This window comes from Shewanella sp. BJSY2023SW005, from assembly GCF_047314585.1.
Classification (GTDB): Bacteria; Pseudomonadota; Gammaproteobacteria; order Enterobacterales; family Shewanellaceae; genus Shewanella; species Shewanella algae.
This window is the reverse complement of record NZ_JBKORJ010000048.1, coordinates 51,850-71,059: the sequence shown is the minus strand read 5'-3', so window position 1 is coordinate 71,059 and position 19,210 is coordinate 51,850. Positions and strand designations below refer to the sequence as shown.

The following is a 19,210-nucleotide window of genomic DNA, read 5'->3' as shown; positions in this document are numbered from 1 at the left end:
TGATCTACACGAAATTTTCGCTACCGCTTACTCAATACCGCTCCCGCACCTTGGCCGGCATCCGTCGCAGCCGCTGCGCCACCAGCTCAGCCAGTAACCCATGCATAGGCGCCACATCCAGCCCAGGCTCCAACTGAGACAGGGCCGCTGCTGCCGCCTCGAGTGTCGACAGGCTATCGCTGCGGCTGGCCTTGCGAATGCGATACGCTGTCGGCGCCGTCAGTGACAAATGCTTTTGGGGCAAGGCCTGTAACCAAGGGTTAAGTCGATACATTTTCAAGGTCTTACGCCAGGTGCCATCCAGCAGGATAAGCCGTACCGCTTCAGATGATTCAGCCGCCTGTAATAGCTGACTCTCATCAGAGGGATAGAGTAAGAAAGTCGGCATGCTATTCCTTGTCAGTTCGGCTCTCAGCTCGGCAAAGTCCGCCTCGGTTTCGCCCACTACCACTCTGGTGCTCGGCACAGCCAACTGCAATAAACGCACGCTGTTCTTGGCATGTTCCACCTCGGAGGGATGCTGCAATACCAACAGCCGGCTGCGTGGAGATATAGCAGACACGGCCCCGCAAACACAGGCCGTTTGCGGGTAACCACATTGTTCACAGTAAGGGCGCGACATAGGTCTTCTCTATCAGAGATTCAACACTTTTAAGACTGCGGACCTACCACAGCGCCAGCTATGGTAACACAACCCCTGCCAGCAACCGGCATTGCCCCCATGCACCATCCGGGCTCTAAAAAAATGCCCGCGGCAGCGGTCAACTGCAACGGGCCAAGGGTGATGCTTAAATCTGTTAAAACTCAGTGATGCGCAAACTGCTGCTCCTGATGCCAGGCATTGAAACGACGCTGGGCCATGATCAGCAGCAGCACCATAGACAGGCTGCCCATCACCAGGGTCACGGCGAATGGCGCACTGAGGTCGGTTTGCTGCACCAAACCGGCCAGTAAAGAGGCGCCGCTCATCTGAATACAACCGAGCAAGGCTGCCGCAGTACCGGCACGCTCTCCGAAGGCCGCCAACGCCATACTGGTTGCCGGACCCAACAGGAAGGCGAATCCGACACACAGCAACATCATGGGCAACATAAAGCTCATGGCGGCAGCCATACCTTGTTGAGGGCCATAGATCTGCAGCACAGGTTGCATCGCGGCAGAAGCCAGCAGCAACCAGAGCGAAAACACAACGGTCGCGCGATTTCCAAGGCGTTTGGTGACCATGGGGGCGGCAAAGCAGGCAATAATGTTCACCAAGGCGTTGAGTCCAAACAGGCCACTGAATGCCAGCTCTGACATACCCAAATGATCAATCAGCCACACAGGTGCGTAGGAAACATAGCTCAATATTGAGGCCATACCGGCCATGCAACAGAAGGCATAAAACAGGAAGTGGCGTTCGGCCAATACAGGCTGATAGCGACCCCAGCGGTACAGCGGCCCACTGCTGACGGTATTCTGCGGCCGGGTTTCTGGAAAACGCATACTCACCAGCAGCAGGATCACCAAGCCGTAAACAGCCATCAGTCCAAAGGTTGAACGCCAACCGAATTGCATCGCCATCACACCGCCAAGCGTTGGTGCCAGTGCGGGGATGACGCAAATCGCACCGTTGAGATAGCTGTAGATACGAGAACTTTCAGCCGGTGCGTAACAGTCACGCACTGCACTGAAGACGACGATAGAAGTGGAGCAAGCTGCCAACCCCTGCAATACCCTGGCAATCTGTAACCATTCGAACTCCATGGCAACCACAGCCAACAGCGCACTAAGCACATAGAGAGAAATCCCCCCCAATGCCACAGGCCTGCGGCCAAATCTGTCAGCCAAAGGGCCTATGAGGATCTGCCCTACCCCCATGGCGAACAGGAAAAGCACCAGAGTAGACTGGACTTCGCCGGCACTGACGCCATATTCAATCGCCATAGTCGGCAAAGAGGGCAAGTAGATATCGATAGCCAGTGGGCTTAACAGCACCATGGCCATCAGTATAGGCAGGAGGTTTTTTGCCATAGGTTGTCGTTCAATCCTGAGTGAAAACTGAGATGGGGCACATTCTAATGAACTGGTGGTATGAAAAGAAATGATATAATCTCACAACATAATTTCCTCTGAGGAATATCAGGGTGAATCTGGATAATCTGGCCCGTATCGACCTCAACCTGTTGGTCATGTTGCAGGTGCTGCTGGAAGAGCGCAGCGTGACCCGCGCCGCCAATCGGCTGCACCTGAGTCAATCTGCATTGAGCAAGAGCCTCAACCGCCTGCGCGACATGTTGGGCGATCCTCTGTTTCAGCGCACCGCCCACGGCCTCAAGCCGACGGCTCACGCCGAACAGTTAGCGCAACATCTGCCTATCGCCTTACAGAGTCTGCATCAACTGACCCAACCTCCCGTGTTTACCCCGGCCAGCAGCAACCGGCAGTTTTCGCTCACCATGGTAGAAAGCGCCTATGAAACTCTGCTGCCCAGTTTTATCGGTCGCTTGCTCAGCAACGCCCCTAATGTCAGGCTCGACTCCTATGTCTGGACCGAAAAATCCATGCAGGCACTGCAGCAGGGGCAGATAGATTTGGGAATTTCGGGAAGGGATCTGCAGCCCAGCTCCAGCTTTCACTTCAGCCAGTTGCCGGAAGGGATCCTGTACCAAACTCTGTTTCAGGATCATCAAGTGTGTCTGGTGCGCGAAGGGCACCCGGCGCTTCAAGCTCAAAAGAACAAGGTCTGGGATCTGGCAGCCTACTTGGCGCTACCCCATGTACAGGTGCGTTGTGAGGGTAATGATTGGTGGGCACTGGACTACTTTCTGGCGGACCTCGGTCATCATCGCCGCCTCAGTGCTACAGTGCCGGACTTCTACGGTGCTGCCAGTATTTGTGCTCACAGTGACTTGGTGTTTACCCTGCCCTCCAGTTTTGCACTGCACGCCTGCAAGCTTTACTCGCTGCAGCAATTGCCACTGCCGATAGACTTTATGCCCATGGCTTATGTGTTGCTCTGGCATGAGCGCAATAACGACGACCCCGGCCACCGCTGGATGCGACAGCTGATAGGTGACAGCATGAGCAGTAAAAAGACCGCCTGAACAGCGGTCTTGAGTTAAATATGATTAGAGCACGAAGGTCGCTACCTTGGCATTGAGGTCGGTCGCACGCACCTTGAGCGCCTTGGCGTGCTCAAGGTCGTCCATGGCGGTGGAGGTGATCTCATCGGTAACGTCCTTGATGGCCGTGGTGTTTTGGGTAATCTCCCCCGTTACCTGAGTCTGCTCTTCCGCCGCCGTGGCTATCTGCCCGGCCATATCGGATATCTGCGCCACAGCAACGGCTATCTCTTCCAGCGCCTTACTGGCCTCTTCGGCATCGCCGACACTGCGGCCTGCCATCTGGCGGCTGTTTTCCATGGAGGCTACCGCCCTGGCAGTGGTTTGCTGCAATGCCTCTATGGTGTCGTGGATTTCGGAAGCCGAATCCTGAGTACGCTGAGACAGAACCCTCACTTCATCGGCCACCACGGCAAAACCGCGCCCTTGTTCACCGGCACGGGCAGCCTCGATGGCGGCGTTCAACGCCAACAGATTGGTCTGTTCGGCCACCCCTTGAATTGCGGTGAGAATACCGCTGATAGCCTGGGCATGACGATTGAGCTCATTGATCACTTCGGTGGTTTGGCCTACTTCCTCGGCCAATGAATGTATTGAGTTTCGGGTCTGCAGTACCAGACTCTTACCCTGCTGAGAGCTGCAGGAAGATTGCTGCGCTGCAGTAGCGGTCAACTCGGCGTTGGCAGCAATCTCCTGGGTGGCACTGGCCATCTCGGTAACTGCGGTAGCCACCATGGTTACTTCCTGCTGCTGCCTTTGCAGCTCAACAACCGAGCTCTGGGTGGTATTCAACCCCCGCTCGGCATCCAGATCCAGTTCGGCCGCCAACTGACGTATATGGCTTATCAGTTGATGCTGGGCCGAGACAAAGCGGTTAAAGTTGTCGGCCAGCTCGGCCACTTCATCATTGCTGTCGACAGTGATCCTTTGGGTCAGATCGCCATTGCCGTCGGCAATCCGTGCCAGCGCCTGGGATACCCGCCCAAGCGGAGCCAACAAGAGTCCGAGAAACCAAGAGATAGCCGCCGTGCTCACCAGCAGCACAAGCGCCGCCAAGCCAACCTGGGTCCAAAGCAATTTGCCGAGCGGTGCTTCAAGCGTTGCCTTATCCAGCAGCAGCAAGAGCTGCCAGTCGGTATCCGGGATGGCCGTTGCCCAAACAAGTTTGTCCCGACCATCGGCATCAAAATACAGGGATTGCAACTGCGCCGTTTTTTGAATGTTGGCCAGAATGCCCGCACCGAGATCATCATCAATTTCGGCAACCGGACGCATCGCCTTGCTGCCATCCTTATAAGCGATTACGGTACCGTCGTTATGCATCATGATGGCAAAACCCGCGGCCGGGATCGCCATGCTGTTAACCTCGGCCACCAGAGTATCAATTGCCAAGTCACCACCTATCACCCCTTTGGCGGTTGGCTGCGCCAAAGAGACCACCTGAATACCATAGCCGCTGTCGATATAGGGTTTGGTGATAATGGCCCGGCCTTTGGCCATGGCATCCTGGTACCAGGGACGGCTGCGGGGGTCGTAATGACTGTTGTCCACGCTGGGATCGGCATCCTGCATTTTGCCGTCACTGCCACCGAAGTAGACAGACTCCAGCTTGCCGGCCGCCCGGGCCTGCTGCAGTGCAGGCACAAAGTCATCACTTATGTATTCCTGCAAGGATGAAACCACGTTGGTGCGAATCGCCAACCACTCGGTGACACGCTGTGCCTGCATATCACCAATACGCTTTAACTCTTGCTGGCTGGCTTGCAACAGTTGTGTTTTTTGAGTGCTGTAGCTTTGCCAGGAAAGCAGAGCCACAACCAGAGTCAATGCCAGTACCACACACACCAGCAACTTGTGTTTCAATGAGCGGAGTTTCATCTTCAGCGGAGTCCGATATTTGAGAAAAGGCCGACAACCATCGGAGTAGCGACCTACAGCTTTGTCGAAATGATCGCATATTCTGCTGATTTGACTGAGTGATAGTTCACAATTAGTTGAAAAACAGGTCAAAATTGCAACAAAAACTCTGACTTTTGGGTTTTAAACCACAGTTGATGAATAATTATTTATTCGGGGAACTCCTGCCTCTTAACGCTTTCTTAATAAAGTCGTATTAAACATGATGAATAATGAAGCAGATTTAACGTGACCTGAGCCAGGGATGGGGTCACACTTGGACCCAAGCAAAGACCGGAGGAAGAAAGATGTACCGACAATTTGCGCAGAGTCAGCCACTCAATCCCAGAACCTTGGCGGGAGCATTGCTGAGTCTCAGTGCCTTTAGCCTGGCACTCTTGCTTATGCCCCTGGTGTTGATCCTGGCGGCAACTACACTCCTGTGTTTGAGCCTGTTTGGCCGCAGCTATTTGAAACGCCAGTTGGCCAGCATTCACCAATGCCGCCAAAGAGGCAGACAAAGAGATCTCTACGACCTGGATCCCAACCTGTGCCGGGATTCAGGCTTGAGCCCAAGGGGCCGTATCATAGAGCACGAACCGGACTAATCGGCGAGCAGTTCCTGTGCCCGTTTCAGGGCACGCCGCTCATCTGCCGATTGGCTCAGCTGCAATACATTCTCAACCTGTTGTTGCAGTGACTGCCACAAGGGGCCTATCACCTCCAGTTCACGCTCATCGGCGCGCTCTCGCGCCAGACGCAACCAAGCAACAGCCTCCACTACGTCTATACGTCCAAGGCAACCATCGGTCAGGGCTATCGCCAATTCAATCATGGCGGTCACACTGTGGCCATAGCGGATAACCTGTCTTAAATAACTTTCGGCCTGAGACAGATCCGAGCCAAATGCGGTGTCATCGTTGAGCATATGCTGCGCCCGCGCCAACATGGCATCCAGTTGTCCCTGCTCTGCCGCTTCGGCCAACCATTGTTCACTGGCACCTGGGTCGGCTTCACAGCCTTCGCCACGGGCCAACATCAGGGCTAGGTGGTATTGAGCGTGGGGATCGCCGGCTCTGGCCGCCCGGGTTATGTGTTCAAAGGCTTGTTGCAGCTCGCCGCGTTGATAACAGAGCACCCCGAGATTGGCCATGGCCTCAGATTGTTCGTTGGCGGCAGCAGCACTGAGGAAACGTTCTGCCTCGATTTCATCTTTAGCCAGCTCACCACTACCCACCAGATAGAAGTAGCCCAAGAGCGCCATGGCATCGGTCACGCCGGCCTCAGCGGCTTGGCGAATAGCCTGCTGCCCAGTAGCAAGCTCAACATCACCACTGTAGCCATGAATAAGGGCCACTCCGTGTTCAAACAACGCCTTGGGTTCAGTTGGCGCCGACTCGGCAAACCAGTGTGCCGCCTTGGCCAGCATTCGCGCCGAGTCACCCGTGAGCGGTTCGTCGGCCTTATCTTGCAGGGCCTGTTCCTGGCCACGGGCAATCAGGGCTCGATTCTTGAGCGCCATACCCAGCAGATATTGCGCCTCAGCATCATCCTCCATCACGGCCCGATAGCAGAGCTCGCGTCCGGCCTGCAGATCAAAGTCATCGAAGTGGTACTCTGGCGCTTCCCGGCCCTTCAGCCTTGGGTAGGCCAGTTCCATCAGTTTCAACAGATCGTCGATGGCCTTTTTGGCCAGTTGCAGCAGTTGCGTTTCTGTGAGGTGGAACTTTTCCGGATGGGCGCCGCGGTTGCCATCGGCCCTCAGCCTATGCAGCGCCCGGGTGATGCGCACATCGATCAGCCGCTGGCTATTGAGCTGTTCGATACGATCATAAAGGTTGGGGCTGTCAAAACTGAGCTTGGCCGGTGCGGCCAACAGCTCAGTCAATTTGTGGGCAAAGCTGCGAACATGCAGTAGTGCCTGGGTTGGCACGTCCTGCACATAGCGCTTGGCAGTCCGGTATTCCCGGGCCAAGTCTTCCGACACACTGGCTATAAAGGCAACATCATCCAGCACAGTCTGACCTCACAGAGCCGCTTGAGCGGCTAGCAAAGAAGATTCAAGCTCGGCCCTTACGGGCAACGCGATAAAGGCGGAACAAGGCTACATTGACGAATAAACCAATGAAAGCCACAAAGGTATCCACCACCAACTGCAGTGGCATACCACCAGCCTGTCCCAGTTGCGACAGCACACTGCCGATGAGCAGCAGCGGAAAATAGCTCAGCAGTACCAAGATTGTCGTGCCGGTGAGCCCGCTACTGAACTCAAAACTGGCCTTGATGGCCTGCAACGGGCTCATGCGCTCGACCACTACCATAAAGTTAACAAAGGCCAGGCGGGCAAACAGATACAGGCTGATCCCCATCCCCAGGATCCAAATAGGCCCTATGGCCGCCAGGATCATGGTCGGCGCCGCGATCGCCATTCCGGAGAACACTCCGGCCAACATCAGCCCAGGCACAAATGCCAGACTGGATTTCAACACCTGGCCAGTACTGGGCTGCATGCCTTCGGTACGCAGCTCCATAAATAGCGTCAACGCCGCGATAAGCACTGAGAAGATCACCATCAAGGCGATCACTGCCAGCATATGAGGAGTGCCGAACTGCGGATTTTCAGGATCGGCATTTAGCAGCTCGGCACCGAGCCACATTTGAATACCCACCTGCAACAGCAGTAAGGGAACGGTCAGCATCGCCAGCTGAACGATATGATTACGGAAGAAGTTATAAGCTTCGGTCAGGATGGCAGACAGAGACATGCAGCTTTCCCAAAAAGGTTGTAATTAAAGGATCAAGATAGACGCCAAGGATACCCAAATTCACGCGCCAATGCACAAATGAAATACAGCAAAACGACCGCCTGTCACGCAAAAGCCGTGCATCGACGCCAGAGATAAGACTAGAATATGGCCCCAGAAGACCTTTTATTTGCACAGGAAAGCAGAAATGAAAGCTTATATCACAGCAGCCGTAATCATGGGCTCACTGTTGGCGGCCCCAGCGCAGGCCGGTTGGTTCGACAAACTCACCAGCAACACCCAGACACAAGCCGATACAGCCACCAATACCCAGACCGCCACTCAAAACAGTGAGCTGGTTGGCACCGTGATGTCACAGCTGGGTCTGACTCAAACCCAGGCCGAAGGTGGCCTTGGCAGCCTTCTCGGACTGGCCAAGACTTCATTGGGGCAAGAATCTTTCTCTCCCATTGCCGACAGCATTCCCGGTATTGATGGCTTGCTGGCCGCAGCGCCCAAGCTGGATGGCAACTCAGGGATGACGGGCCTGCTTTCCAAAGCCGGCGACCTGGGTAACTCTCTACAGGGCAGCGCCATGGTCTATGATGCCTTTGCCAAACTTGGGATCTCCAAAGAGCTGGCTGCGCCCATGATAGATATAGTCAAAAACTACCTGCAAAGTAGCGGTGGCGAAGGCACAGCCGATCTCCTGGTCAAGGGGCTGGGCTCATTGCTGTAAAGCGGTTCACACTATCAAAGGGGAACCCGCGGCCACTGATGGCGTCTAAAAAACGTGGCCGCCCGGTTAAAGCGCGCATCGGCAAGGCTGGTCTTCACCCTGCCCAAGCCGCAAACCGCGCGGCCCGACACTCCCAGAGCCAACAGGGTTAGCCCCAACACTGAGCCAACTGACAAGAGAAGCCTATGATCGCCAAACTCAAGCAGTTTTTGAATGCCCATCAGCAGAGTAAATCCCCGCAGGAACAGCAGAAACAACTGGAATTGGCAGCCGCCAGCATGTTGTTGGAAGTGGTTTATGCTGATGAGGAGATGTCCGGCACCGAGGCCCAGCTGTTACCCGAACTTCTGGAACATACGCTGGGTATAGCCGCCGAAGCGGCGGCCGAGCTGATAGTTGAGGCGAAACAAAGCCGTCACGATGCCACCTCACTGTTTGAGTTCACCTCAGCCATCAATGATAGCTTTACCCTTGAGCAGAAGCAGCAGCTGATCCTGGCGATGTGGCGTGTGGCCTATGCCGACGGCGAACTGTGCCGCTACGAAGACCAGATCATTCGCCGCTGTGCCGACCTGCTGTATCTCAAACACTCTGAGCTGATCCAGCTGCGCAACCAGGCCATGACTGGCAACTCAGACTGAACCCGCCCTTTATTGCATGCTTTTATTGCACGTTTTTATTGCATAGGGATCACCGGCGGCAATTGGCGTTTCTGCCACTGCTGTTGCAGTGTCAACAACACAGCCAGCACACAGAGCAACCCCAGGGCGTAGGCCATGGCGTTGCCGAGTGCAAACGCCAGCAAAACACAAAGCGCGCAGCTTAGCAGTACCAAAGGCAGGTAACGTTTGCTCAGCAAGCGAATGGCTGCCAGCATGGACAAGAGATAGATCACCACAAATACCCCGTTACTCCACGCAATAAGCTGCTCAAGCTGTTGGCCTGAAATATAGGTCAGCACTATCACCAGCCCCATCACACCCAGCACGGCCGACAAGGCTCTGACCGGTACCTGATAACTGTTACGCTCACGGAACCAGGCCGGCAATATCCCCTCGGTACTGAAGCTCCAAAGCAGCCGCGATACACTGGCGGCATAAACGTTAACCGCCGCCAGACCACTGGCAATACCCAGCACACCTATCACCTGAGCACCGTATCCGCCGAGCAGGGTATCGAATGCGCCTATCATGGCGACCTTGGTATCCACTTCCACCAGCAATAACAGCAAGGTACAGGCCAAATAAACCGCGCCGACCAAAATCACCCCTATCACCATGGCGGGGATCAAGTCCCGATCCGGGCGCCGAAAATCGTTGGCCAAGTGGGTCATGGCCTCCACACCGAGGAAACTCCAGAAGGCGATGCCTATCGCCAGCATCACGCCGTCATAATCGGGAGTGGAATGAGCAGTCAAAGACACCAATTCACCGGCCTTGGCACCACCGGCGCCGAACATCATTACCACCACGGCCACAATTCCCAGTGTCAGGGCAAATTGCGCCTTGGCAGAAACCTGAATCCCCCTGAGATTGAGTAGCCAGAGCCCGAGCAGAACCAAGAGTTCGCAGCCCACTTGAACCCAGCCGGACACGGGAACCAGCGCATTAACGAATTGGAAAGTCATCAAAATGGCGGCGGGCGCACCGATAGGCACAGCCATCAAAAAGCTCAGGCCTATGGTGCGGCCCAGGGTACGGCCAAAGGCTCGTTCGACAAAATAAGCCGGCCCGGCGGCGTGAGGGAAACGACTGGCCAGACGGGCAAACACCAGGGTCACCGGAATAATGGCCAGGGTCAGCAAAGCCCAGGCCAACAAGGCGCCACTACCGGCTTTGGCGACCGTCATCTGCGGCAAAATAAACACCCCGGTACCCAACAATGTGGTGGCCATTAAGCCGGCGCCCTGCCAGCGTCCTATGGTTCCTGTAACTTGATTCATCTGCTAAATTATCAGTATCTTGAATGGCGCCAGTATAGTCGTTCTCCGGCAGACTTTCTGTCATTCGTTTCCGTCAAATACGGCTTTTAGGCCGACAAAATGACGGCAAATCAGCAAAAAACACTCAAAACGTCAGGTAGCATGGATAAGTTCGATAAAGCAATCATTAATGCGCTTAAAAAAAACGCCCGTCGGAGCATTTCAGATGTGGCAGCCGAAGTGTCGCTGTCCCGCAGCGCTGTCTCGGACAGGATCAAGAAGCTCGAGCAAAACGGTGTAATCCGCGGTTACCAGCTGCTACTCAGCGAATCCCAAAAAGAAGCTGTGAGTGCTTACTTTGAAATTCAGCATAAGTGCCCCCGCTGCAGCGATGTGGTGCATGTGTTTCACGCGATTCCGGAAGTCGTGACCTGTCATGGTATCTCAGGCGACATGGATCTGCTGGTGTTTGTCAAAACCCCATCCATGCGGCGGCTGCATGAGATCCGCGAATATATCGACACACACACCGAGATAGTGAAGATTAAAACCCATGTGGTGATGAGCGAGTGGATTAATAACCAGTGAACTAAAACCAAGAAAAGCCACCCGCGTGCTCAATAGGTGGCGAGTCCCGTGGAGGATCGGGAAATGCGTCAAAGGCGCAATAACAAAGTGGCTTCCTGCCCAATCACTTCCTTGTCAGCAACGTAAAACGCTGCTTCAGGATGCGGCGGTGCTTGTTATTGACTGCAAAGCCGCCGCATTCCTTAACCTCTTATCAGTGGCAGTCTTTGCAACCCGCTGCCGGGTCTTTTTCTTCGTGAGCTGTATGACAGTCAGTACAGCTGAGCACGCCATCATGTTTCTTGTGAGCCTCACCTTCGAGCGACTTCATATCACCGTGACAGGAAGCACATTGCTCGTTTTCAAAGGCATAGTCGGCGGAAGGCGAACCATCTTTATGGCAGGCTTCGCAGCCGGACATTTCCGTGTGGGAATCGGCAATTGGGGCCGCCAGCAGTGAACCGGAGAAACCCAGAGCCATCATCAGAAGCATTTTTTTCAACATCACATTTTCCTTTTTATGGGGGTTAAGCAATCGTCATTTGTCCTGTGTACAGGATGAAGTGGCGCAGCAAAATGACCCCCAACAGACTCAGGGTTGCTGTCGCAGCCACATAAGACCATTTACGCTTGGCCGTGGCGGTCATAAACAGATTCATGGCCAGTGGAATAGAGAGGCCACAACCCAGGATCCCCAGCCAGAACACCCAGCCCCAGAAACCTTCCCCTATGGCATTGAAGGCCGCGACTTTGCTTTGGCCACCGGTGAGTACCAAGCCGGCGAAGAAGGTGAAGATCACCGCAATTTCCACCAGGATCAGAGGGATCTCTATCTTGTGAATAAAGTGCACTTCCTTGCCGTCAGGGTTACCCTTGAGCAGTACACCACCAAGCAGAGACGCCGCCGCACCGGAAGACAAACCGGAGATCAGGAACAGCAGAGGCAATACCGGATTCTTCAGCATGGGGTAACCGGGCAGAGCCGACAGCAGGAAGCCGGTATAAGCCCCCAGCGCCAGGGAGAAGATCAGCAACAGACCTGTCAAACTGGGCTCATGCTTGGCCAAAAAGCCTGTCACTTTAAGCACCACGGGGAAACGTTGCTCACACCAGTCGTCTATCGGTTGACGGAATACCATGGCAATCCAGGCAAACATGAACACCATGTAAACCATGAGGATCATCACCCCGATGGACATCACTGAAGTGGGGTTATAGAACACCAGGATCTTCCAGAAATGGAACGGCTTGGTCAGGTCGATTACCAAGATCCCCAAGCCCGCCATCACAGTGATCGGCGCCACCAAACAAGCTGCCTGGACAAAGCCGGAACGCCAGGCATCCTGCTTCAGACAAAGGTTTTTCAACAGCACGGCAAAGAACATGGCGCCCGCCGAAACCCCGGCGAAGAACAGATAAAACGCAATGGGCCAGTGCCAAACCAAAGTATCAAAATGAAAAGGACTCATAGCTTAATCTCCCCCTGTTTGGCCACAATCTTGAACAGCTTGGGCCGGGTGCCGAGATCGACCTTGGATCTCTGGGTTGGGTTGGCCCGAATCATCTGCACCACTTCTGAACTCGGATCTTTCAGGTTACCGAATACCAAGGCTTTGGTTGGGCAGGCTTCCACACAGGCCGGCTGTTTACCCTGCTTGAGTTGAGTCTCTCGGCAGAAGTCGCATTTGTCGGCCGCTTTGGTAACAGGGTTGATAAAGCGCACCTGATAGGGGCAAGCCGCGATACAGTACTGACAACCGACACACTTCCAGGCGTCGACCGTCACTATGCCGGTTTTCTTGTCCTTGAACGCCGCACCTGTTGGGCAGACGTTGACACAAGGAGCGTCTTCACAGTGCTGACAAGACTTACGGCTAAAGTGATAAAACTGGTTCGGGTATTCGCCGTAAGGGCCGGTGCGAATAATCTCCAACCGGGAAACCCCTTCAGGTACCTGGTTGACTTCCCGACAGGCGTCACTACAGGCGTTACAACCAATACACTTGGTTTCATCATGGAGCAGGGCATAATTGATCCCCGAGTCATGATCGGCACTGGCAACCGCTTCATTGCCACTCAATGGATAGAGAGAGGCACCGGCCATCAGGGCACAGCCCCCTTTTAAAAAACGTCTTCTGGAATTTTCCATTACTCTTACCCCTTAGTTGGCCGTATGACAGTCGCGGCACAACTTACTGTGCTGTTTGCCTGTTGCTTGTTTCATTGGATCGTCCAACGGGTGCAGCTTGTGGCAGGCGGCGCAGCTCAACTTGTCGGCGTGAACATTGTGGGTCCACTCTTTTTCAGCCAATTTCTGCGGCTGGTGACACTTGAGACAGGTGGCATTCTGGGTTGCAGGTGCAATCCCTTCCTGAGGAGTAAATACCCTTAAATCATTGGGCTTTCTTGGATGGTTTCCTTTTTCGCCATGACAGGTACTGCAACTCATATTGAGCTGATCCTGGCCATGGTGTCCCTGCATTAAGCCATTACGTTTGTGGCACTTCACACAGGGATCACTGTTGATTTTCAACGCGGTCTCGGCATAGACAACGCCGCTCACTCCCAACAAACAAGTCAAAGAGGCCGCGCCTAATATTGCACGCCATCGAATACTGGACATCTCGGGTCCTCACTTTCAATTGGATCTAACAGGGACTCAAGGGTGGCAGCGCAGCACCGCCACCCGTTATTGCAGCCTAAGCCGTCAACATCTGCTCAAGATGCTGTGCATCCAGGGGATTGGAGCGTTTCATATCGATGAGGCGAACGTTGAGTTTTTCGAGTAGGCTCTTTGAATTGGCACTTTCAGCATCACTGAAATCTGAAATTACCATTTTTATTTCTGAAGAATTCTGATCTATCAATACATAGTCCAGACGTGAGTGACTTGCAGGCGCATGTGGGTCAATATCAACCACTGACTCCAAAGCTACATTGCTGCAAACTTCGTATCGACCATTGGTTAAAGACTTCAGAGATTTAAAAAAGTCTAAACTCTGTTTGTCAAAGAACCGATTCTTGAGCTTTATCGCTTCGGCGTTTTTTTCGTCTGACTTAAAGAACTTGATACATGTCATCACAAATACCACCAGCACGAATGGTACTGCAATAAAAAGCACGAAGTAGATAAAGGCATAACTTAGAATAACTGAAGTATCCATATAACCCTCCAAACATCATTTTTAGTTTTTAATGCGCTTATTGCGCAGTTGAATTATTACTATCTACAGCAATATAAATTTTGATCATCATCAAATAACCATCCGGAGAAAGACTTAAAAAACAAAACATAAGACACTGACTACATTGCTGTTTTCTAGAAAATAAACTGCTAAAAATAAGAAATCGAATTTAGATAAAACGATATTTGAAAATACACTATTTCACTATTTGAAATATGCAGGCGTAATGAGAATCCCTCTCACATACAACCTTTAATTAACCTAAAACCCAGCATTTAGTGATCTAGAATACAGAATCAAAAATAGCTTCGAATAAAATTATTTTTTCTGAAAAAACTGGTTAATATAGATATCGAGGGTACCACTAAAGGAGTATTGCAGATGAACCATATTGACTTTGAAAAACTGGATATTCTTAGTCTTTCCATTCTTGTTAGCTTATATGAGAACAAGTCTGCAACACATGTTTCAAAAATTCTAAATGTACCCGCACCAAAAATAAGCCGTTGTTTAAAAACTGCCAGATCTATTTTTGGTAACGAGCTATTTTTAAGAAAGAAGTATGGCCTTATTCCAAATGAATTTGCAGCTAAGGTTTACCCTATTGCCAAAGAAATAGTCGACTGTGCCAAGGGCTTCAATCATCTTGGAAACCCAACCTTGGCAGGAAACAAAAACTTCGAGCTGGTCACCCCCGGGCTGATATCCTACGCCTACCCAAAAGCCTTGATGCAGGCCATTAAACAACAGAACAAGCAGTTGCATATCAATTTGAACTCCTGGGGCTGCAACTCATTGCAAGGAATAATAGACGGCAACATCAGTGCCGGGCTTTGCAGTTGCCATTACCCGCAGGATTTGCTGGCAATCGGCAATAAGTTACAGATAGAAGCCTTGAGAAAGCTGGATAGCCTTTACCTTATCTGCAACAAGAATCATCCGCTGTTGTCCCGTGAACTGACACTGGAAACCATAGCCGAGTATCCCTATATCAATACAGACCTGGGCCTTGGGCCCAACAGCCTGAGCCCATTTGAAGACTACTGCCGGATCAACAATCTGGATTTGAATGTCGAGATGACCATCACCGGCATCTCCTCCCTGAGTGCCTATCTGGAAGCCTCACAGGCGGTGGCTTTGGTGTCCTATAAGGCAGTATTCGATCTGCTGGGCGAAGAACCCCTGCTACACCTTTGCAAACTGTCAGAAATGGAAACAACCCGGCTGTTCAATGTCACTGAGCCACTGACTCTGACACTGCTCAGCCCCAGCGGCCAGCAAGACCCGGATCTGGAATGGATTCGCTCACAACTGCGTTTGGTGAGCGGAACCTTGCTGTAGGCTTGCCACATCAATCTGAACCCGATCTCAGCCGATCTTTCGCCTTGAGGTATACAGACAGATTTGCCCAAGAGTTCATACAATAGCGCTGCCAAAAGCGGTACACTAATGAGCATTCGATACTGGGTAAGCTGTTTATGCAAATCAATTCTCACGCCGAACTCAATCTCCTTTGGGGTTCCCTCATACTTGAAGAACTGGCACGCCTTGGGGCTCAGCATGTGTGCATGGCGCCGGGCTCGCGCTCCACGCCCCTGACGCTGGCAGCCGCCCGCCAGGACAAACTAAAACAACACCTGCACTTCGATGAGCGTGGACTGGGCTTTATGGCGCTCGGGCTCGCCAAGGCCAGTCGGGCTCCGGTGGCCATTATCACCACCTCGGGTACGGCCGTTGCCAACCTGTATCCGGCCATCGTTGAGGCCTGGTTGACTCAAGTCCCCTTGGTCGTGCTCTCCGGCGACAGACCGCCTGAGCTGATAGCTTGCGGCGCCAACCAAGCCATACTCCAACCGGCGATTTTCGGCCAATATGCCAAGCAGTTGAACCTGCCGACACCGGATCTGGCCATAGCCCCTCAGGCACTGCTGACTCAGATTGATGAAGCCGTGGCCAACCAAAGCATGCCGGTCCACATCAATTGTATGTATCGTGAGCCGCTGTACCCAAGCAGCCTGGATGCCCCCAGAAGCCAGGCCATAGAGCACTACCTGCAACCTTTGGCGATCTGGCAACAGGCAAGCACACCCTATAACCAATATGCAGCTGTAGGCATGGGACAAGTCCCCAGTTGGGATACCATGGCGCGTTTTGTTCACGGCAAGGGTGTTATCATTGCCGGCACCCTAGATAGTGCCGATAATCCACAAAAGTTGGTCGAACTGGCCAGCAAACTCGGTTGGCCGCTGCTGACAGATGCCCAGTCTCAGCTGCGCCAACATCCTGCCGCGATAGGCAATGTCGACCAACTGCTGCTCAACCCCAAGGGCCGAGCCCTGCTGCAACAGGCCGACCGGGCACTGGTGTTTGGTGGACGCCTACTGTCGAAACGCTTGATAAGTTATCTGGAACAGCAGAACTGGCACCAATATTGGCAAGTATTGCCGCAGCAGATGCGCCTGGATCCCAGCCATAAACCCAAGCAGATCTGGCTGGCAGAGCTACAGCAGATAGCCGCGCTTGAGTGGCCACGCTCGTCCTCCGCCAATTGGGCGCTGGAGCTCACCGCCCAGAATGAGGCGCTCAATGAGCTCTTTGTACGCCAAATCGATAACGGCGAGTTCGGTGAGGCCCAGGTGATCAGGGCCATAGCGGCAATCCGCACCGGCGAGCAGCAGCTTTTTATCGGTAACAGTTTGCCGGTGCGACTTTATGATATGTTCGCGCCCATCAGTTGCTGCGCCGCCATCACCTATACCAACCGCGGCGCTTCGGGGATAGATGGCCTGCTGGCCAGTGCCTGCGGCGTCGCCAACCACAAGGGCCAGGCCACCACCTTGGTGCTCGGCGATCTATCGGCGCTGCACGACCTCAACTCTCTGGCGCTTGCACGCCAAGCTCAGGGGCCATTGGTGATAGTGATACTCAACAATGATGGCGGCAATATCTTCAATATCCTGCCGGTACCGGACGAGCAAGTAAGGGCTCACTATTACCGATTAAGCCACGGGCTGGAGTTTGGTTATGGCGCGGCCATGTTTGGCCTGCCCTACAATAGGGTAGAAGACTTCCAGGGCTTTATGGATGCCTACAGTGAAGCGCTCAACTATAGCGGCGCCTCGGTTATTGAGGTTTGCATCGGCCAAACCCAGGCCAGCGACCAGATAGCCAGCATAGGCCAATGGGTAAAGCAAAGCTGATGTTAGCCACAACGACTCAGGGTTCAGCAACCCAGCCACCTTTGGTGCTGCTGCACGGTTTTCTCGGCAGCAGCTATGATTGGCGCGAGTTGCTGCCGCACCTGAGTCAGGACTACTACTGTATTGCGGTCGATCTCCCGGGCCATGGCCGCAGCGGTGATATCTCGATAGCGAGTCCAGGCTTCAGTGACTGTGTTGCCTTGCTGCGTCATACACTGCTCAAGGCAGGCATCCCACGCTTTCATTTATTGGGATACTCGCTTGGTGGCCGTATCGCACTGCATCTGGCTCAAACCTGGCCCGAGGCGCTGCTGAGCCTGCATCTTGAGTCCTGTCACCCGGGCCTGTTATCCCATGATGAACGTCAGCAGAGGGCGATGGCCGATAAGCTGTGGGCCGAACGTTTTAACACTATGCCGATTGAACAAGTGCTGGCCCTCTGGTATCAGCAAGCGGTATTTGCCGACCTATCAAGCGCCGAGCGTGAACGTTTAATCGAAAAACGCCGCCATCAGCAGCCGCTTGGCCTAATCAACTGTTACCAGGCCACCTCACTGGCACTGCAACAGGATCTGCGCCAGGTGCCGGCCAAGCTTGCCTGCCCAAGCCACTACTACCTAGGAGAGCAGGATGCCAAGTTTAGCGCTCTCGCCAAGGCCTGGCAGCCACAAGCCGGATTCAAGCTGCATACCATTGCCGATGCGGGCCATAATAGCCATCAGGCCCAACCCGGCGCTTTTGCCACGGCGCTCAAAGGCGCCCTGAACGCGATTTCAAGGGGTGAATGATGCATCCAGACTCACTGTCACTGGCCCGCTATAGGCTGCCGCTGGAAACCTCACTACCTGTGGGTAAGCAAAGAATCGAGCAGAGATCCGGGCTGGTTATCAAGGCCTGTTACGGCAATGAAGAACATTTTGTAGAAGTCGCTCCTCTGAGCGGCCTGGATGCCAACGGCGAGCCACTGCTGGGTTTCAGCCGTGAATCGCTGGCGGAGGTGACAGAAGCAGCCTTGGCGCTGATGCCAGCACTGGCAGCCAAAGAGCTGGAGTTGAGTCAGGCGGCCGATGCCTGTCAGTATCCCTCACTCGCCTGGGGGCTAAGTCTGCTCGATGCCAAACTCAAAGGACAACTGCCACAGCGTTGGCCGGCCTTTGAAACCATTCCACTCATCTATCACAGGGAAGAAGAGCCACTGGCGCTGCTGCAACAAAGGCTGGCGGCGCTTCCCGATACGGTTCTCAGAGCCAAGATCAAGGTCGCCCAGACCAGCATGGAGCAGGAGCTCAGACTGATCCATGTTGTATTGGCCGCCAAACCTCATCTCAAACTCAGGCTGGATGCCAATCAGGGCTTTGAGTATCAACAAGCAGTGGATTTTTGTGCTTGTCTGCCCAAGGCCAGCATTGAATATATTGAGGAACCCTGCCGCCGCGCCGACGATAACCCGGCCCTGTTCAAGGCCACAGGGATACGCTATGCCCTGGATGAAAGTCTGCTGCAAAGTGAGTTTGTACCTGACTGCAATGACTTCGCGAGCGGCCTGACCGCGCTGGTGCTTAAACCCATGTTGCTCGGCAGCTTAACCAGACTGCAAACCCTGATCGAACAGGCCGAAGCGGCCGGCGTGCGTGCCCTATTGAGCTCCAGCCTGGAATCTTCTCTGGGAATTACCGATCTGGAGGCGGTCAGAGCCCTCTTAACCCCCAACGAAGCCCCCGGACTGGATACTCAGGCGCCTTTCGGACGCGATATTATTGTCGGCCAAGGGCACAAACCTTGTCTGGACTTTGCTGAGCTGGAACTCTTGGGTCAGTGGCCCTGTCTGTAACTGCCAAGCTCTGACAGCCTCTG

20 protein-coding genes are annotated in these 19,210 nt (G+C 53.8%); 9 read left to right on the top strand and 11 right to left on the bottom strand.

The features are described 5' to 3' along the window. Nucleotides 1–31: 31 nt before the first annotated feature. Entirely contained in the window at nucleotides 32–622 is a 591-nt protein-coding gene (locus ACMHXI_RS14670) for a tRNA-uridine aminocarboxypropyltransferase (RefSeq protein ID WP_025010752.1), read from the bottom strand. 182 nt (nucleotides 623–804) lie between these two features. Then, nucleotides 805–2,013, bottom strand: coding sequence for a multidrug effflux MFS transporter (locus tag ACMHXI_RS14665; protein ID WP_208143312.1), 1,209 nt, complete (start codon nucleotides 2,011–2,013; stop codon nucleotides 805–807). A 113-nt stretch (nucleotides 2,014–2,126) separates the two neighbouring features. On the opposite strand from ACMHXI_RS14665, the gene ACMHXI_RS14660 reads away from it, so the two are divergent. Next, on the top strand, nucleotides 2,127–3,086 hold the full coding sequence (locus ACMHXI_RS14660; RefSeq protein ID WP_025888907.1) for a LysR family transcriptional regulator: 960 nt from the start codon (nucleotides 2,127–2,129) through the stop codon (nucleotides 3,084–3,086). A 24-nt stretch (nucleotides 3,087–3,110) separates the two neighbouring features. On the opposite strand, the gene ACMHXI_RS14655 is transcribed toward ACMHXI_RS14660, so the two are convergent. After that, nucleotides 3,111–4,982 (bottom strand): methyl-accepting chemotaxis protein, encoded by a 1,872-nt coding sequence (locus ACMHXI_RS14655; protein WP_117200196.1) that lies wholly within the window; start codon nucleotides 4,980–4,982, stop codon nucleotides 3,111–3,113. 326 nt (nucleotides 4,983–5,308) lie between these two features. Here ACMHXI_RS14655 and ACMHXI_RS14650 point away from each other — a divergent pair, with 326 nt between their 5' ends. Then, nucleotides 5,309–5,608, top strand: coding sequence for a hypothetical protein (locus tag ACMHXI_RS14650; RefSeq protein ID WP_025010750.1), 300 nt, complete (start codon nucleotides 5,309–5,311; stop codon nucleotides 5,606–5,608). On the opposite strand, the gene ACMHXI_RS14645 is transcribed toward ACMHXI_RS14650, so the two are convergent. Both ACMHXI_RS14645 and ACMHXI_RS14640 read right to left on the bottom strand, forming a co-directional pair. Continuing rightward, entirely contained in the window at nucleotides 5,605–7,017 is a 1,413-nt protein-coding gene (locus ACMHXI_RS14645; protein ID WP_335922338.1) for a tetratricopeptide repeat protein, read from the bottom strand. The two genes, ACMHXI_RS14650 and ACMHXI_RS14645, sit on opposite strands and share 4 nt — an antisense overlap. A 43-nt stretch (nucleotides 7,018–7,060) precedes the next feature. Next, nucleotides 7,061–7,765: a hypothetical protein gene (locus tag ACMHXI_RS14640; protein ID WP_025888906.1), complete on the bottom strand. Its 705-nt coding sequence runs from the start codon at nucleotides 7,763–7,765 to the stop codon at nucleotides 7,061–7,063. Nucleotides 7,766–7,952: 187 nt separating this feature from the next. Between ACMHXI_RS14640 and ACMHXI_RS14635 the strand changes: the two genes are divergently transcribed. Continuing rightward, nucleotides 7,953–8,483: a DUF2780 domain-containing protein gene (locus ACMHXI_RS14635; protein WP_093983954.1), complete on the top strand. Its 531-nt coding sequence runs from the start codon at nucleotides 7,953–7,955 to the stop codon at nucleotides 8,481–8,483. A 185-nt stretch (nucleotides 8,484–8,668) separates the two neighbouring features. Beyond that, complete coding sequence (locus ACMHXI_RS14630) at nucleotides 8,669–9,124, top strand: TerB family tellurite resistance protein (protein WP_025888905.1); 456 nt, start codon at nucleotides 8,669–8,671, stop codon at nucleotides 9,122–9,124. Between the two features lie 35 nt (nucleotides 9,125–9,159). On the opposite strand, the gene yjeH is transcribed toward ACMHXI_RS14630, so the two are convergent. Beyond that, a complete protein-coding gene (gene yjeH, locus ACMHXI_RS14625) occupies nucleotides 9,160–10,425 on the bottom strand; it encodes an L-methionine/branched-chain amino acid transporter (RefSeq protein ID WP_208136310.1) in 1,266 nt (421 codons plus the stop codon). Nucleotides 10,426–10,566: 141 nt separating this feature from the next. Here yjeH and ACMHXI_RS14620 point away from each other — a divergent pair, with 141 nt between their 5' ends. Next, complete coding sequence (locus ACMHXI_RS14620; RefSeq protein WP_028780007.1) at nucleotides 10,567–10,992, top strand: Lrp/AsnC family transcriptional regulator; 426 nt, start codon at nucleotides 10,567–10,569, stop codon at nucleotides 10,990–10,992. Between the two features lie 193 nt (nucleotides 10,993–11,185). Here the strand turns inward: ACMHXI_RS14620 and ACMHXI_RS14615 are convergent, their stop codons facing one another. From ACMHXI_RS14615 to ACMHXI_RS14595, 5 genes are all read right to left on the bottom strand, one after another. After that, on the bottom strand, nucleotides 11,186–11,476 hold the full coding sequence (locus ACMHXI_RS14615) for a cytochrome c3 family protein (protein ID WP_025010747.1): 291 nt from the start codon (nucleotides 11,474–11,476) through the stop codon (nucleotides 11,186–11,188). Nucleotides 11,477–11,498: 22 nt separating this feature from the next. Further along, on the bottom strand, nucleotides 11,499–12,440 hold the full coding sequence (nrfD, locus tag ACMHXI_RS14610; protein WP_028780006.1) for a cytochrome c nitrite reductase subunit NrfD: 942 nt from the start codon (nucleotides 12,438–12,440) through the stop codon (nucleotides 11,499–11,501). Further along, on the bottom strand, nucleotides 12,437–13,120 hold the full coding sequence (locus ACMHXI_RS14605) for a 4Fe-4S dicluster domain-containing protein (RefSeq protein WP_025010745.1): 684 nt from the start codon (nucleotides 13,118–13,120) through the stop codon (nucleotides 12,437–12,439). Before ACMHXI_RS14605 ends, nrfD begins: the two co-directional genes overlap by 4 nt. A gap of 12 nt (nucleotides 13,121–13,132) precedes the next feature. Then, the gene (locus tag ACMHXI_RS14600; protein WP_044735454.1) at nucleotides 13,133–13,594 is read right to left on the bottom strand and encodes a nitrite reductase; all 462 of its coding nucleotides are present in this window, start codon (nucleotides 13,592–13,594) and stop codon (nucleotides 13,133–13,135) included. A gap of 76 nt (nucleotides 13,595–13,670) precedes the next feature. Further along, entirely contained in the window at nucleotides 13,671–14,135 is a 465-nt protein-coding gene (locus ACMHXI_RS14595) for a hypothetical protein (protein ID WP_025010743.1), read from the bottom strand. Nucleotides 14,136–14,816: 681 nt separating this feature from the next. Between ACMHXI_RS14595 and ACMHXI_RS14590 the strand changes: the two genes are divergently transcribed. The 4 genes from ACMHXI_RS14590 to menC all read left to right on the top strand — a co-directional run bounded on the left by ACMHXI_RS14590 (nucleotide 14,817) and on the right by menC (nucleotide 19,187). Continuing rightward, the gene (locus ACMHXI_RS14590) at nucleotides 14,817–15,497 is read left to right on the top strand and encodes a LysR family transcriptional regulator substrate-binding protein (protein ID WP_413735301.1); all 681 of its coding nucleotides are present in this window, start codon (nucleotides 14,817–14,819) and stop codon (nucleotides 15,495–15,497) included. A 137-nt stretch (nucleotides 15,498–15,634) separates the two neighbouring features. Further along, entirely contained in the window at nucleotides 15,635–17,356 is a 1,722-nt protein-coding gene (menD, locus tag ACMHXI_RS14585) for a 2-succinyl-5-enolpyruvyl-6-hydroxy-3-cyclohexene-1-carboxylic-acid synthase (protein ID WP_208143316.1), read from the top strand. Continuing rightward, nucleotides 17,356–18,144 carry a 2-succinyl-6-hydroxy-2,4-cyclohexadiene-1-carboxylate synthase gene (gene menH / locus ACMHXI_RS14580; protein ID WP_146508936.1) on the top strand — a complete coding sequence of 263 codons (789 nt, stop codon included), beginning with the start codon at nucleotides 17,356–17,358 and terminating at the stop codon, nucleotides 18,142–18,144. The genes menD and menH overlap by 1 nt, the downstream gene beginning before the upstream one ends. After that, nucleotides 18,144–19,187: an o-succinylbenzoate synthase gene (gene menC, locus ACMHXI_RS14575; RefSeq protein WP_208143348.1), complete on the top strand. Its 1,044-nt coding sequence runs from the start codon at nucleotides 18,144–18,146 to the stop codon at nucleotides 19,185–19,187. Before menH ends, menC begins: the two co-directional genes overlap by 1 nt. Nucleotides 19,188–19,210 lie beyond the last annotated feature (23 nt).

Bases quoted from the DNA above. Each gene is read 5' to 3' on its own strand.
- ACMHXI_RS14670 (WP_025010752.1), bottom strand. From the start codon at position 622: ATGTCGCGCCCTTACTGTGAACAATGTGGTTACCCGCAAACGGCCTGT.
- ACMHXI_RS14665 (WP_208143312.1), bottom strand. From the start codon at position 2,013: ATGGCAAAAAACCTCCTGCCTATACTGATGGCCATGGTGCTGTTAAGC.
- ACMHXI_RS14655 (WP_117200196.1), bottom strand. From the start codon at position 4,982: ATGAAACTCCGCTCATTGAAACACAAGTTGCTGGTGTGTGTGGTACTG.
- ACMHXI_RS14650 (WP_025010750.1), top strand. From the start codon at position 5,309: ATGTACCGACAATTTGCGCAGAGTCAGCCACTCAATCCCAGAACCTTG.
- ACMHXI_RS14640 (WP_025888906.1), bottom strand. From the start codon at position 7,765: ATGTCTCTGTCTGCCATCCTGACCGAAGCTTATAACTTCTTCCGTAAT.
- ACMHXI_RS14635 (WP_093983954.1), top strand. From the start codon at position 7,953: ATGAAAGCTTATATCACAGCAGCCGTAATCATGGGCTCACTGTTGGCG.
- ACMHXI_RS14630 (WP_025888905.1), top strand. From the start codon at position 8,669: ATGATCGCCAAACTCAAGCAGTTTTTGAATGCCCATCAGCAGAGTAAA.
- yjeH (WP_208136310.1), bottom strand. From the start codon at position 10,425: ATGAATCAAGTTACAGGAACCATAGGACGCTGGCAGGGCGCCGGCTTA.
- ACMHXI_RS14620 (WP_028780007.1), top strand. From the start codon at position 10,567: ATGGATAAGTTCGATAAAGCAATCATTAATGCGCTTAAAAAAAACGCC.
- ACMHXI_RS14615 (WP_025010747.1), bottom strand. From the start codon at position 11,476: ATGTTGAAAAAAATGCTTCTGATGATGGCTCTGGGTTTCTCCGGTTCA.
- nrfD (WP_028780006.1), bottom strand. From the start codon at position 12,440: ATGAGTCCTTTTCATTTTGATACTTTGGTTTGGCACTGGCCCATTGCG.
- ACMHXI_RS14605 (WP_025010745.1), bottom strand. From the start codon at position 13,120: ATGGAAAATTCCAGAAGACGTTTTTTAAAAGGGGGCTGTGCCCTGATG.
- ACMHXI_RS14600 (WP_044735454.1), bottom strand. From the start codon at position 13,594: ATGTCCAGTATTCGATGGCGTGCAATATTAGGCGCGGCCTCTTTGACT.
- ACMHXI_RS14595 (WP_025010743.1), bottom strand. From the start codon at position 14,135: ATGGATACTTCAGTTATTCTAAGTTATGCCTTTATCTACTTCGTGCTT.
- menD (WP_208143316.1), top strand. From the start codon at position 15,635: ATGCAAATCAATTCTCACGCCGAACTCAATCTCCTTTGGGGTTCCCTC.
- menH (WP_146508936.1), top strand. From the start codon at position 17,356: ATGTTAGCCACAACGACTCAGGGTTCAGCAACCCAGCCACCTTTGGTG.
- menC (WP_208143348.1), top strand. From the start codon at position 18,144: ATGCATCCAGACTCACTGTCACTGGCCCGCTATAGGCTGCCGCTGGAA.